The sequence below is a fragment of the Nonomuraea terrae genome (assembly GCF_044465245.1).
Taxonomy (GTDB): Bacteria; Actinomycetota; Actinomycetes; order Streptosporangiales; family Streptosporangiaceae; genus Nonomuraea; species Nonomuraea terrae.
This window is the reverse complement of the sequence record NZ_JBITLL010000005.1, coordinates 838258-851110: the sequence shown is the minus strand read 5'-3', so window position 1 is coordinate 851110 and position 12853 is coordinate 838258. Positions and strand designations below refer to the sequence as shown.

13 protein-coding genes are annotated in these 12853 nt (G+C 71.7%); 6 read left to right on the top strand and 7 right to left on the bottom strand.

Annotation, left to right across the window (positions count from 1 at the left end; translation table 11 throughout):
* Positions 1-67: 67 nt before the first annotated feature.
* Positions 68-493 carry a nuclear transport factor 2 family protein gene (locus tag ACIBP6_RS27700; protein ID WP_397056703.1) on the bottom strand — a complete coding sequence of 142 codons (426 nt, stop codon included), beginning with the start codon at positions 491-493 and terminating at the stop codon, positions 68-70.
* 298 nt (positions 494-791) lie between these two features.
* On the opposite strand from ACIBP6_RS27700, the gene ACIBP6_RS27695 reads away from it, so the two are divergent.
* Positions 792-1637, top strand: a complete 846-nt coding sequence (locus ACIBP6_RS27695) for a class I SAM-dependent methyltransferase (protein WP_397056701.1) — start codon at positions 792-794, stop codon at positions 1635-1637.
* Here the strand turns inward: ACIBP6_RS27695 and ACIBP6_RS27690 are convergent.
* On the bottom strand, positions 1552-2064 hold the full coding sequence (locus ACIBP6_RS27690) for a GNAT family N-acetyltransferase (RefSeq protein ID WP_397056700.1): 513 nt from the start codon (positions 2062-2064) through the stop codon (positions 1552-1554). The two genes, ACIBP6_RS27695 and ACIBP6_RS27690, sit on opposite strands and share 86 nt — an antisense overlap.
* Positions 2065-2141: 77 nt before the next feature.
* On the opposite strand from ACIBP6_RS27690, the gene ACIBP6_RS27685 reads away from it, so the two are divergent.
* Positions 2142-3335, top strand: a complete 1194-nt coding sequence (locus tag ACIBP6_RS27685) for a hypothetical protein (RefSeq protein WP_397056698.1) — start codon at positions 2142-2144, stop codon at positions 3333-3335.
* A gap of 4 nt (positions 3336-3339) precedes the next feature.
* Here ACIBP6_RS27685 and ACIBP6_RS27680 read toward each other — a convergent pair whose 3' ends face one another.
* Together ACIBP6_RS27680 and ACIBP6_RS27675 are read right to left on the bottom strand one after the other, a co-directional pair.
* Positions 3340-4371, bottom strand: a complete 1032-nt coding sequence (locus ACIBP6_RS27680) for a copper resistance D family protein (protein WP_397056696.1) — start codon at positions 4369-4371, stop codon at positions 3340-3342.
* Positions 4368-5027, bottom strand: a complete 660-nt coding sequence (locus tag ACIBP6_RS27675; RefSeq protein WP_397056694.1) for a copper resistance protein CopC — start codon at positions 5025-5027, stop codon at positions 4368-4370. The genes ACIBP6_RS27680 and ACIBP6_RS27675 overlap by 4 nt, the downstream gene beginning before the upstream one ends.
* 51 nt (positions 5028-5078) lie before the next feature.
* Between ACIBP6_RS27675 and ACIBP6_RS27670 the strand changes: the two genes are divergently transcribed.
* Complete coding sequence (locus ACIBP6_RS27670) at positions 5079-5891, top strand: class I SAM-dependent methyltransferase (protein WP_397056692.1); 813 nt, start codon at positions 5079-5081, stop codon at positions 5889-5891.
* On the opposite strand, the gene ACIBP6_RS27665 is transcribed toward ACIBP6_RS27670, so the two are convergent.
* Both ACIBP6_RS27665 and ACIBP6_RS27660 read right to left on the bottom strand, forming a co-directional pair.
* Complete coding sequence (locus ACIBP6_RS27665; protein ID WP_397056690.1) at positions 5839-6438, bottom strand: TetR/AcrR family transcriptional regulator; 600 nt, start codon at positions 6436-6438, stop codon at positions 5839-5841. The two genes, ACIBP6_RS27670 and ACIBP6_RS27665, sit on opposite strands and share 53 nt — an antisense overlap.
* 120 nt (positions 6439-6558) lie before the next feature.
* Positions 6559-7902: a sensor histidine kinase gene (locus ACIBP6_RS27660; RefSeq protein ID WP_397056688.1), complete on the bottom strand. Its 1344-nt coding sequence runs from the start codon at positions 7900-7902 to the stop codon at positions 6559-6561.
* A gap of 160 nt (positions 7903-8062) precedes the next feature.
* On the opposite strand from ACIBP6_RS27660, the gene ACIBP6_RS27655 reads away from it, so the two are divergent.
* The 3 genes from ACIBP6_RS27655 to ACIBP6_RS27645 are packed head-to-tail and all read left to right on the top strand — an operon-like array spanning position 8063 to position 11762.
* Entirely contained in the window at positions 8063-9229 is a 1167-nt protein-coding gene (locus ACIBP6_RS27655) for an acyl-CoA dehydrogenase family protein (protein WP_397056686.1), read from the top strand.
* Positions 9226-10248, top strand: coding sequence for an acyl-CoA dehydrogenase family protein (locus tag ACIBP6_RS27650; RefSeq protein WP_397056684.1), 1023 nt, complete (start codon positions 9226-9228; stop codon positions 10246-10248). The genes ACIBP6_RS27655 and ACIBP6_RS27650 overlap by 4 nt, the downstream gene beginning before the upstream one ends.
* Positions 10248-11762, top strand: a complete 1515-nt coding sequence (locus tag ACIBP6_RS27645; protein WP_397056682.1) for an AMP-binding protein — start codon at positions 10248-10250, stop codon at positions 11760-11762. Before ACIBP6_RS27650 ends, ACIBP6_RS27645 begins: the two co-directional genes overlap by 1 nt.
* On the opposite strand, the gene ACIBP6_RS27640 is transcribed toward ACIBP6_RS27645, so the two are convergent.
* Positions 11723-12844 (bottom strand): C45 family autoproteolytic acyltransferase/hydolase, encoded by a 1122-nt coding sequence (locus ACIBP6_RS27640; RefSeq protein ID WP_397056680.1) that lies wholly within the window; start codon positions 12842-12844, stop codon positions 11723-11725. The two genes, ACIBP6_RS27645 and ACIBP6_RS27640, sit on opposite strands and share 40 nt — an antisense overlap.
* Positions 12845-12853: the final 9 nt, after the last annotated feature.

The window sequence follows — 12853 nt, the reverse complement described above, 5'->3', positions numbered from 1 at the left end:
GAGATCCCTGAGACGGGGCTCACGCCGGGACCTGCCGCGCGGTGCTGTACGAGCTGAACCGGGTGGATCAAGGTGTGCGCCGGTCGCCGGAGAACGCCCGGGCGACCGTGAGGCTGTCCTCGTAGATGTGGTAGCGGGTGACCAAGCCTTCTTCGACGGTGAGATGCAACGCGAACGGGGACGTGTAGGACACCTCGCCGCCCTTGACCGTCTGCGCGATCGTGCCGAGCACGACCGCGTCGTCGCCATCCACCAGGACGTGGCTCACCGAGGTGCCGTTCAGCTCGGCGACGTGGTGCGCCGCCAGGCTCCGGAAGTGCTCGGCCACGTCGCCGCGGCCGGTCCGCGGGCGGATCCACGGCACGGCCGGGTGCCCGTCGGCGGGCCAGGAGAACCGCCAGTCGCTCCGCTCGGCGAACAGGGCGGCGACGCCCTCGGGGTCGCCCGCGCCGATCCGGCGCAGCAGTTCCTGCACGGTGTCACGTGTCGTCATGGCCTTTCCTTCATGTCGTCCCGGTGGTGCCGTCGCAGTCTGCCCGGCGGCGCGTGGGCGTGGCGATTACCTGCCAGGTCATGCGGCTGCCTATGCACGGCCTGGAGAAGCGGCACTGCGTCTGCTGGAGTCACGCGGCCATGATGCACGCCGGCCCGTCCGGGCGAACCGCCGAGCGCGCCGCCTGTGGACAACCGGCCGCCGCCCATGGGGGCCTGTGGACAACGAGAACGCGCGTACGAGGACGTAGGAGGTGGCATCTCGGCGAAGCCGCGGGCCGGCGCCTAGGCTCCCCGGCATGGACGACTACCTCGAGCTCAACCGGGCCAACTGGAACGCGCGCGTCCCCGTCCACGTCGGCTCCGCCTTCTACGACGTCGAAGGGTTCAAGGCCGGGCGCAGCCCGCTGCGGAGGTTCGAGCTGGACGAGGTCGGTGACGTGTCCGGCCGCCGGCTGGCGCACCTGCAGTGCCACATCGGCCTCGACACCCTCTCCTGGGCCAGGCTCGGCGCCGAGGTGACCGGGCTCGACTTCTCGGAGGCGGCTGTCGAGCAGGCGCGGGCGCTGGCCGCGGAGTGCGGCATCCCGGCCCGGTTCGTCACCGCCGACGTGTACGACGCCGTCGAGGCGCTCGGCGAGACGTACGACATCGTCTACACCGGCGTCGGCGCGCTCGTCTGGCTGCCCGACATCGCCCGCTGGGCCGAGACGGTCGCCGCCCTGCTCCGGCCCGGCGGGTTCCTCTACCTGGCCGAGTTCCACCCGTTCGCCGACGTCCTGGACGACGAGAGCGGCACCACGGTCACCCACGACTACTTCGAACGCGGCCCCCACGTCTGGGACGAGCCCCACACCTACACCGACGGCGCGGCGCTCACGCACACGAGGACGATGCAGTTCCGGCACGGTCTGGGCGAGATCGTCACCGCGCTGGCGGCGGCCGGGCTGCGGATGGAGTTCCTGCACGAGCACGACCACACGCTCTTCCGCCGCTACGGCACGCTCGTCGCCGGCGACGGCGGATACCGCCTCCCGTACGGCGCGCCGCGGCTGCCTCTCATGTTCTCGCTGAGAGCGTCAGCCGGTAGTGCACCTCCTCCAGCGGGGGATCTTCCACCTGCTTCGTCCGCCCCGACGGCGTGAACCCGTAGCGCTCGTAGAACCGCCGCGCGCGCGGGTTGTCCGCCAGCACCCACAGCCCGGTCTCCGTGCCGCCCGACGCGGCCATGGCCTGCGTGGTCGCCGTCATCAGCGCCCGCCCCATGCCGGTCGAGAAGTCGCCGGGCAGCACGTAGATGGCGTACACCTCCATGCCGGGGATGTCGGCGTCGCGGCTCGGGCCGTACAGGGTGAAGCCGCGGACCGAACCGTCGCGCACGGCGACCGCGCCCGTCAGCCGCCCGTCCGCGAGCGCCTCCGCACGAGCCTGCACCACCTGCGGCCGCACCTCCAGGCCGTCGAGGTACGTGTCCGGTATGACCCCGCGGTAGGCGACGCGCCAGCCGGCGATGCGGACTTCTTCGATCGCCGGCGAGTCCTCCGGGCCGGCAGATCGGATATCAAACGACATGTCGGCATTGTGGCAAAGGTGATCGCCGGAACAGGGCGTCTCAGCGTCCAGGGCCGGCCACCGTAAGATTCAGTCCTGTGAAGTCTCCAGCATCGTTCAAGAAAGCCGCCGCCTGGGCCCTGCCGTACTGGACCCGGGGGCAGGCGGGCCGTGAGACGCCGCAGGATCTGTTCAGGGTGCTCTACATCGGCTGGCTGGTGGCGTTCGCCCTCAAGGTCCTGGGCTCGGCGTGGGACGTCTCGTGGCACTTCAAGTGGCTGCGCGACGACCTCGCCCCGCCCCACCTGCTCAACTCCGTCGGCACGGTCATCGTCGTCGCGCTGACCGTCATCCACGGCTACACCGGCTACGGTGTCGACAAGGTCGCGCTGCGGCTCATCCAGTGGGGCACGGGAGTCTTCCTCGTCGCGGTGCCGCTCGACCTGATCAACCACCGCATCAACGGCCTCGACATCACCTCGTGGAGCCCGTCCCACATGATGCTCTACGCCGGGACGTTCTTCATGATCGCGGGTGTGATCCGCGGCTGGTTCATGGGGGCGCCGCCCGGGCGGGAGCGGGTGGTCGTGCTGGGGGCGTTCTTCGCGTTCTTCCTGGAGAACGTGCACTTCCCGGAGCAGCACCAGGAGTACGGCATCCTGTCGCTCGGCGCGTGGGACGACAAGGTCGTCTACGCCGAGCAGATCCTGCTGCAGTTCGCGGCCGACCAGATGGGCCGGCCGATCGACCGGGCGATGATGGCCGGCTTCACGCTGCCCGTGCCCGACTATCTCTACCCGGTCTACGCCGTGGTCGTCGGGCTGTCCGTGCTCGTCGTGGCCCGGCTGCTGATCGGCCGGTTCGGCGCCGCGACGCTCGTGGCCGCCGCCTACGTCGGGTTCAGGACGCTGGCCTGGCCGCTGCTCACCTTCACCGGCTTCCCGCCGTCGGCGGTGCCGTTCTTCCTGGTCGTCGCCGGTCTGCTGGTCGACGTGGCGTTCCTGGTGCGCCGGCCCGCCGTGCGGGCGGTGCTCGGCGCCGCCGTGGTCACGGCCGGCGCGTACGGCGCGCTGGCGGCGCAGAGCGCCGTCATGGGCCCGGTGTACGGCTGGATCAAGGGCCAGGACGGCCTGCTCGGCGCGCCCCCGCTGGTCACGGCGTCGGCCGTGTGGGCCGGGCTCGGCCTGCTGGTCTGCTGGCTGGCCGTCGAGTGGATCGCGAGCCGGCGCCGGCCGCGCGAGGCCGCGGCCCCGTTGCCCCGCGCGACCGTCCCGGCCGCCGTCACCCCCTGAGCCGTCAGACGATCGACGAGCGCGTGAGCGCCACGGCCACGCCGTAGGCCAGCCCCATCACGCTCACCTCGGCCACCGCCCAGCCCACCAGGGCGGTGGCCCGGCGCTGCCGGATGGCGGGCAGCAGCCGGAAGCGGATGTGGGCGGCCAGCGGCACCAGCAGCGCCACCAGCGCCGTCTTGACCACGACCAGCTGCCCGTAGGGGCTGGTCACGATCGCGTCGGGCAGCGTCACGCCCGGCGTGAGCGCCATCGTGCTGAGCCCCGTGATGAGGCCGGACAGCCCCACGAGCAGCAGGCACACCGTGGCGATCCTCGAGAACTTCGGCAGCGCCACGGCCAGCAGATCGCGGTGCGGGGCCACGAACGCGGCCAGCGCCACCAGCCCGCCGGTCCACGCCGCCGCTCCCATGACGTGGATCTCCATCGAGATCATGATGGGGTCGTGCCAGACCGAGTCGACCGCGTGACCGGTGACCGGGATCGGCAGCAGCCCGAACAACGCCACGATGATCCGCAGCTCGGCCGGCACCTTCTCGCCGAACCGCACCGCCATCAGCCCGATGCCGGCCGCCGCGAGCGCGCACGCCGCGCTGAACAGCAGCCCCTGACCGGTGCCGACGTCATCGACGTAGGCGGCGATCATGCCGAACGTCGGCACGGAGCCGGGGTTGAGCTCGGCGGTCTGGAACACGATGGTGAGCAGTGCGCAGATCGCCCACGCCCACGCGGCCGTCACCGCCAGCGGGCGCACCCGCAGCATGACGGGCTCGGTGCGCTCGGGGTCGTCGAAGCCGAGCAGCTTGGGCAGCAGGCTGAGGCCGACCACGGCGACGGCGGCCACGTCGAGCAGCACCCGCACGATCGGCAGCCCGTACGTCACCACGACGCCGGGCATGGGGACGCCGGGCACGGCGTCCTGGGCGGTGAGGGTGCTCGCGGCCACGGCCGCGAGCACGGCGCACACGCCGAACGCCCCGGCCACCGCACGCCCGCCGATCCGGCGGGAGGACACGGAAGCAGCGGTGACGGTCACACGCCCGTCCTCTCGCCCTCAACCACGGGGGAGCCCTCAACCGCGGGGGAGCCCTCCGCCACGGGGGAGCCCTCGGCCGCGGGGGAGGAGGAACGGCGCAGGGCCACGGCGGTGCCGGCCGCGAGCAGGAGCAGCGCTCCCACGATCCACACCACGGCCATCCCCGCGCCGCCGTTGGCCGCCGCCTCGGCGGCCGCCCCAGAACTCACGGCTCCTGAACTCACGGCTCCTGAATTCGCAGCCCCAGAGTCCCCGGCCGCCGCGCTGGTGGTGTCCGTGCTCACCCCGGAGGCGTCCGGCGCCAGGCTGAAGGTGATCTTGCCGGTGACCGGGTGGCCGTCGGCGGACAGGATGCGGTAGCCCACGACGTAGGTGCCCCCGGCGGGCAACGGCTTGACCTTGACCGACACCCGCTCCGCCGCGACCTCGGCCGCTCCGTCGGCCCACGCCGACCCGTCGGCCCCCGTCACGCCCACCTGCGCGTATCCCTGGCGCACCAGCTGGTCGAACACCAGCGTCACCCGCTCGGGCGAGGCCGTCAGCGTCGCTCCGTCCTTGGGGTCGCTGCCGATCAGCACGTTGTGCGCCTGGGCCGGCGTGTGCGCCAGCCCCACGGTGGCGCAGGCGAGCAGCAGGACCGTGAGTAGCCGCCTCACAGAGCAAAACCTTCCATCGGACACGTCATGAACCCGTATATGGTCCCATCCATGGAGGACCTGTTCGGCGGCGCGGCTCCCTACTACGCCCGATACAGACCCCGCCACGCAGGGCCGGCGATCGAGCGGCTGGCGGCGGCGTTCGGGCCTGAAAGCACCGTGCTCGACCTCGGCTGCGGCCCCGGCACGATCGCCGTCCCGCTGGCCCGCCACGTCCGCGAGGTGCTGGCCGTCGACCCCGACGCCGGCATGCTCGCCGAGGGCGAACGCCTGGCGGCGGCCGTGCCGAACATCCGCTGGATCAGGGGCGACTCCACGGCGCTGCGCGCGCTGCCGCCGTTCGGCCACGTCGTCATGGGGCGGTCGTTCCACTGGACGGACCGCCGCGCGGTGCTGGCGGCCCTCGACGAGCTGCTGCCGCCCGGCGGTGTCGTGGCGCTGGTCGGGCCGTCCCGCCACGACGACCCCGAGGAGCCGTGGGAGCCGGCCATGCGGCGGCTGCGCGAGGAGTTCGGCGTCAACACGCTGACCGCGTCGGACTCCTACCAGGCGACCGGCGAGCACCACGACGACGTGCTGGTCACCTCGCCGTTCCGCGACCTCGACGTGACGTGCTACACCGAGCGCCTGACGTACGGGGTCGAGGAGATCGTGGGCCTGCAGCTGTCGTACTCCTACTCCACGCCCGCCCGGCTCGGCGACCGGCTGGCGGCCTTCACCGAGGCCGCCAGGCGGGAGCTGCTCGCGCTGAACCCCTCGGGCACCTGGGAGCTGCGGACGGTGACCGAGGTGCTGCTCGCCCGCAGGCCCGTCACAGGGCCTCCACCGAAACCCCCAGCTCGTACGACGCCGCCGCCCGGATGAGCCCGTTGACCCGGCGGCGCGAGAGCACCTTGGGGTGCAGGTGCGTCTGGACGGCCAGGCCGTCGATGAGGGCGAACAACCGCCACGACGTCGCGTCGGGGTCGGCGCAGGCGAACTGTCCGCAGTCGACGCCGGCCTCGATGATGCCGCGCATCAGCGCACGTCCCCGGGCGTCGATGCGGCGCGAGATCTCCTCCAGCTCGGCGCTGCGCATGGCCTCCGACCAGGCGTCGATCCACAACCGCCAGCCCTCGGTGGGGATCGCCGGCGAGCAGAGCCTGAGCAGGGAGCGCAGGCGGTCCAGGGGCGTGCCCGCGGAGCTTTCGAGACCGGCCAGGGCGTTCAGGTGCTGGCGCGCGGCGTAGCCGAACGCCTGGGCGAACAGCCGCTCCTTGGTCTCGAAGTGGTAGAAGAGCAGCGCCTGGCTCACGCCGGCCGCCTTGGCGATGTCGATGGTCCTGGTGTGCCCGAACCCCTGCTCCGCGATCACCTCGCAGGCCGTTTTCAGCAAATCCTCGCGCCGTAATCGGCTGAAACCTGTTGTCACAGCGGGTAACTCTAACTTCTGACTCATAGTTATTCGTAGGACAAACCGGGCATGTACCGATCCAGTACGCGCCGGAATCCCGCTCGGGTTGATCATGGTAGCAGTGGGCGGAAACAGGGATCAGGCATCCCTTACTGGAATCCGGAGGACGAAACGGGCGCCCTTGTCGCAGTCCTCGATGCGCAGCACGCCGCCGTGAGCGTGCGCGATCTCCCGCGCGATGGGCAGGCCGAGGCCGGTGCCGCCCGCGTCGCGGTTGCGGGAGGCGTCCAGCCGGGTGAACCGCTGGAACACGACCTCGCGGTGCTCCGGGGCGACGCCCGCGCCGTCGTCCTGCACCTCCAGCATCGCCTCCCCGCGAGACTGCCGCACGGCCACGATGATCGTGCTCTCGGCGTGCCGTTCGGCGTTGTCCAGCAGGTTCGTCAGCAGGCGGCTCAGCCGGAGCCGGTCGGCGGTGACGACCACGCCGGGCTGCAGCGAGGTGACGACCTTCTTGCCGCGCGTCCGCTCCGTCTCCGACTTGACCAGCTCGGCCAGGTCCACCGGCTCCAGGTGCCCGGGCGCCCCCGCGTCCAGCCTGGTCAGCGTGAGCAGGTCGGTGACGATGTTCTGCAGCCGGTCGAGGCTTGTCAGCAGCCGGGTCCCGGTCTCGCGCCAGTCGGTCTCGTCGGGGGCCAGCATGGCCTCCTCCAGCTCGGCGCGCATGGCGGTCAGCGGGCTGCGCAGGTCGTGGGAGGCGTCGGAGGCGAACCTGCGCTGCTGCTCGACCGCCTGCTCCAGCCGGGCGAGCGTCTGGTTGGCCGTCTCGGCGAGCGCCCTGATCTCGTCGGCGTTCTCCGGCACGGGCACGCGCATCCCGCCGTTGCCGGCGGTGATCTCGGCGAGCCGGGCGGTGATGTTGTCGACCGGCGAGAGCGTCTTGGCGACCATCCGCGAGGCTCCGAACCAGGCCAGCACCACGAGCGCCGTCGAGCCCCCGGCCAGCAGGACGAGCGTGGAGGCGTTGACGTACCACGGCGGCCTGGCGCCGAAGGCGTAGACGATCCAGTCGCCGTCGTTGCGGTACACGCGGAAGGCGACCATGATCTGGCACTCCCCGTGGAACTGCGGCACGTCGCACAGAGGGCCGATGCGGCTGGCGCTGCCGGCGGCGGGGGCCAGGTTCGTCACGCGCGGCATGCCCCGCAGGTTGGGCGTCGCGGACACCACCCGGCCGTTCTCGTCGACCGCCTGGACGCTGTGCGGGTCCAGGTCGACCAAGGGCGGCGGCCGCTCATGCTCCTTGATCAGGTGCACCACGCGCAGCGCGCTGCCGATGACCTCGTTCGTCCGGATGTCCATGAGCGCGCCCTGTGCCGACCACAGCAGCAGCGAGCTGGTGACCAGGCAGAGCAGTGCCATGGCGATGCTGGCGAACAGCGCCAGTCGCGCACGAATGGAACGGCCCAGCCGAGTGATCACATTTCATCCCCCCGTGATCAGGTGATCACAGTACGCACTTCCTGCCCGAATTAAGGGAGATTCCTCGACAAATCCGGCTAAAGACCTTCCAGAGCATTGCTCTGTACGGGCCTCGGCGGGCTGACTTAGAGTAAGTGAGCACTGATGCCGAGGAGTCGATGTGAATCTTGTCGAGTATCGCCGCGCGGCCCGGGCCTGGCTGCAGGAGAACGCTCCGTCGGACGACCACCCGGAGACCGGCGCGGTCACCCGCGCCAAAGACTTCATGGCCAGACTCCACGACGCCGGATACTCCGGCATCACCTGGCCGCGGCGCTGGGGCGGCCAGGGGCTGACCGAGGCGGAGGAGCGCGCGTTCGCCGCGGAGGCCCGCGACTACAGCCTCCCCACCTACGTCTTCTCGATCGGCCTCGGCATGACCGGGCCGACGATCCTCGATCGCGGCACCGACGCCCAGCGCGAGCGGTTCCTGCGGCCGCTGCTGCGCGGCGAGGAGATCTGGTGCCAGCTGTTCTCCGAGCCCGGGGCGGGCAGCGACGTCGCCGCCCTGCAGACCAGGGCCGTGCGCGACGGCGACCACTGGGTCGTCAACGGCCAGAAGGTGTGGACCTCCGTCGCCCACCACGCCGACTGGGGGCTGCTGCTGGCCCGCACCGACGTGGAGGTGCCCAAGCACAAGGGGCTGACCATGTTCGTGGTGGACATGCACCATCCGGGCGTGACCGTCAGGCCGCTGAAGGACATGTCGGGCAGGGCCAACTTCAACGAGGTCTTCTTCGACGACGTCACCATCCCCGACGAGCACCGCGTCGGCGAGGTCCACGACGGCTGGAGCGTTGCCGTCACGACGCTGCTGCACGAGCGGCTGTCGATCTCCTCGGGCGTCGGCATGGGCGGCCAGAAGGACAACCCGGCCGCGCTGGAGGCGCTGCGCACGATGGTCGACACGAGCGACCCGTACGTCCGCGACCAGCTCGTCGAGCTGCACATCCGCAGCCGCGCGCTGGCGCTGTTCAACCAGCGGCTGGCGCAGGAGACCGAGGCCGGCGTCTTCCCCGGCGCGCGCGGCAGCGCCGCCAAGCTGCTGCTCGCCGAGCTGACCCTCTTCCAGGCCGACCTCGCCACCCGGCTCGTCGGCCCCGAGGCGGTGCTGGCCGACCATCCGCTCTCCCGCCTGATCGCCACCGCCCCCGGGATGGCGCTCGGCGGCGGCACCAACGAGATCATGCGCAACATCGTCGGTGACCGCGTGCTCGGCCTGCCGCCGGAGCCGCGGGTGGACAAGAACGTGCCGTTCAAGGACCTGAAGGTGGGGACCCAGGCGTGAAGCTCGTACTCAGCCCCGAACAGCGGGAGCTGCGCGAGGCCGTGCGCGGCTTCCTGCGCGGCGCCTCGCCGCTGCCCAAGGTCCGCGAGGGCTACGACCCCCAGGTGTACGCCCGGCTCAACGGCGAGCTCGGCCTGTCCGGCCTGATCATCCCCGAGGAGTACGGCGGCGCGGGCGCCGGCATGGCCGAGCTCGCCGTCGCGCTGGAGGAGACCGGCGCCGCGCTGCTGCCCGGACCGTTCCTGGCCACCGCGTTCGCCGCCATCGCCACAACTCTCGTGCCCGACAAGGAGTTGCTGACCGGCATCGCCGAAGGCCGCGTCACGGCCACGCTCGACGAGACCGAGGTGCTCTTCGACGGCACGTCCGCGCGCGGCACGCTGCCGCGGGTGCTCAGCGGCATGGAGGCCGACGTGCTGGTGGCCCCCGCCCGTACCGGCGACGGCCTGGTCCTGGTCTGCGTCGAGCTGGCGGCCCCCGGCGTGCGCCGCGATCCGCTGGAGACCCTCGACCTCACCCGCGGCCAGGCGAAGGTGGTGCTCGACGGCGCGCCGGCGCGGGCGCTCGGCCCGGCGCCGGAGTCGGGCATCGCCGACCGGCTGTGCGTGGCGCTGGCCGCCGAGCAGCTCGGCGTGATGCGGGCGGCGCTCGACGCCATCGTGGCCTACGCCAAGATCCGCGTCGCCTTCGGCCGCTACATCGGCTCCTACCAGGGCGTCAAGCACAAGCTCGCCGACATGCACGGCAAGCTCGAACAGGCCGAGTCGATCGTCCGCTACGCCGCCTGGGCCGCCGACGAGTCGCCCGGCGAGCTGCCCGGCGCCGCCGCACTCGCCCAGGCGTACGTCGGGCGGGCCTGCTTCGAGGTGGCCCGCGACCACCTGCTGCTGTACGGCGGTGTCGGCTACACCTGGGAGCACGACGCCCACCTGTTCTACAAGCGGGCCAAGGCCGACGAGGTGCTGCTGGGCCCGCCGCGCATCCACCGTGCCCGCCTCGCCGACCTGCTGGAGCTGTGATGGAGGTCAGCGGGCTGCCCGGCTTCTACGCCATCGCCGCAGCCGACCCCGGCCGCCGCGCCGTGATCGACGCCGACGGGTCCGAGACCACGTACGGCGACCTGCTCGCCCGCGTCAACCAGGTGTCCCACGGGCTGCGCGCCCGCGGGCTGACCACCGGCGACGTGGTGGCGGGCGTGCTGCCCAACGGCCTCGACGCCGTCGTCATGCTCATGGCGACCGGTCAGATCGGGCTCTACTACGTGCCGATCAACTGGCACCTGACCGCCGCCGAGATCGCGTACATCGTGGCCGACTGCGACGCCAAGGTCGTGGTCGCCGGGCCCGAGTACGCCGCCACCGTGCCGGGGGCCGAGGTCGGCACCGCCGGCCTGGCCGAGGGCCAACCGTCGGACGCGCCCGCCGGCCGTACGTCGGGGGCCGTCATGTGGTACACCTCCGGCACCACCGGCTTCCCCAAGGGCGTGCAGCGGCCGCTGCCCGGCGCGGAGCCGGAGGCGATCGTGCCGATGTACACCTGGTTCCTCGGCGAGGTCGTCGACCTCGGGCCCGGCGACGACGTGCACCTGGTCACCTCGCCGATGTACCACTCCTCGCCCTGCGCCCACACCCAGTTCGCGCTCCACTTGGGCCACACCGTGGTCATCGCGCCCCGGTTCGACCCGGTCGGCATCCTGGAGCTGATCGAGCGCCACCGCGTCGGCAACGCGATGATGGTGCCGACCATGTTCCACCGGATGCTGCAGCTGCCGGAGGAGGTCAAGGCCCGGTACGACGTGTCGAGCCTGCGCCAGGTCATCCACACCGCCGCCGCCTGCCCGGTCGCGGTCAAGCAGAAGATCATGGACTGGTGGGGCCCGGTGCTGTACGAGTACTACGGCTCGACCGAGTCCACGATCGCGTTCTCCGTCAAACCGCACGACTGGCTGGCCAGGCCCGGCACCGTCGGCCGGCCCGCGCCCACGTTCGAGGCGAAGATCCATGACGAGGCGGGCAAGGAGCTGCCGCCCGGCGAGCCCGGCATGATCTACGTCAAGTCGACTCTCGGCACGTTCGAATACCGGAAAGACCCGGCCAAGACGGCCGCCAGCATGCTGGGGGAGTGGTACGCCCCCGGCGACATCGGCTACCTCGACGAGGACGGCTACCTGTTCCTGTGCGACCGGCGCACCGACCTGATCATCTCCGGCGGGGTGAACATCTACCCCGCCGAGATCGAGGCCGCCCTGCTCGAACATCCCGCGGTGGCCGACGTGGCGGTCATCGGGGTGCCCGACGAGGAGTGGGGGCAGAACGTCGTCGCGCTCGTGCAGCCCGTCGAGGAGGTCAAGGCCGGCCCCGAGCTGACCGCCGGGCTGCTGGAGCACTGCGGGCCGCGCATCGCCCGGTTCAAGCACCCGAGGGTGATCGAATACCGCGACGAGCTCCCGCGCACCCCGACCGGCAAGCTGTCGCGGTCGCGGGTGCGCGAGGCCTACCTGGCGGAGGCGGGGAAGAGCAGCTCCTCGGAGTAGCCCCTGCCGTCGCCCAGGTGGAAGCGGACCGACAGCGTACGGTCGGCGGTGTCGAAGATCGTGGTCCACAGCGTGCGGAACGGCAGGTCGGGGTTCTCGGCCTGCTGGACCGCGCGCAGGCTCTCGCGCAGGTCGTCGGCCGACATCGTGACGCCCTTGCTGCGCTCGTGGAGGGTGCGCAGTCGGCCGAAGGAGAAGAAGCTGCCCTCGGTGTCCTCGGGCAGGTCCATCGGGTCGGGGTGGCGATGCAGCAGGTGGTTGGTGACGCAGAGCGGTCCGTCGCCGAACTCGACGATGTGCTCGCTGCCGTCGCGGCCCCGCTCCCACACGAACGCCTTGCCGTTCGCGTCGGCCACCAGGTAGTGCAGCGGCAGGCCGTGGTCGTACTGCTTGGCGCCCAGCAGCGCCTGCTTGGCCTGCTCGACGTTCTCGCACGTGTCGAGCAGGAACCGGGGCAGCTGCACGCTGCCCACCCCGACCTGCGGCGCGACGGTCTCCGGCGGCGCGGCGCTGGCGAAGTCGGCGACCAGCAGCATGACCGCGAGGCCGGCCGAATTGACGCCGTCCATGCAGCCGTCGAGGTCGTTCATGGTGATCACGGTGGAGGCCAGGCCCTCGTCGGGCACGGTCGTGATGACGTACGGGCGCGAGGCCATGGGCAGCTCGTTCGGCCCGGGCGCGGCGCCCATGACCTCGCTGGTGGTCCACGGGAAGAAGTCGTAGTTGCGGCCCACGCGGCCGTGGCCGTCCGAGGCGGCCGACGGCGGGATCCACAGGGCCGAGCAGCCGGAGCCCTCGGGGATGTAGTTGAGGCCGTCGAGCGCCAGTTCGTCCTGGTCGGGGTCGAGGCCGAGTGCCGCCGCCGCTCCGTCCATGCGGGCGTGGTGCTGCGGCCAGTGCCGTTCGAACCAGGCCCTGCGGGCGCGGTTGACGATCGGGTCGGCGGGCGTGGGCGCCCAGCCGAGCCGGCGGGCCTCCTCGGTGAGCGCCCGGCCGATCTCGACCTGGGAGCCGGTCAGGGTCAGGTGGGTGACCAGCTGGAAGTCGTCCTTGCCGCCTGCGACGTGCGTCATGTTCTGCATGGCCTGAGC

Coding starts and splice junctions, on each gene's coding strand:
- ACIBP6_RS27640 (WP_397056680.1), bottom strand. CDS start 12,844: ATGCAGAACATGACGCACGTCGCAGGCGGCAAGGACGACTTCCAGCTG.
- ACIBP6_RS27695 (WP_397056701.1), top strand. CDS start 792: ATGGACGACTACCTCGAGCTCAACCGGGCCAACTGGAACGCGCGCGTC.
- ACIBP6_RS27700 (WP_397056703.1), bottom strand. CDS start 493: ATGACGACACGTGACACCGTGCAGGAACTGCTGCGCCGGATCGGCGCG.
- ACIBP6_RS27690 (WP_397056700.1), bottom strand. CDS start 2,064: ATGTCGTTTGATATCCGATCTGCCGGCCCGGAGGACTCGCCGGCGATC.
- ACIBP6_RS27670 (WP_397056692.1), top strand. CDS start 5,079: ATGGAGGACCTGTTCGGCGGCGCGGCTCCCTACTACGCCCGATACAGA.
- ACIBP6_RS27645 (WP_397056682.1), top strand. CDS start 10,248: ATGGAGGTCAGCGGGCTGCCCGGCTTCTACGCCATCGCCGCAGCCGAC.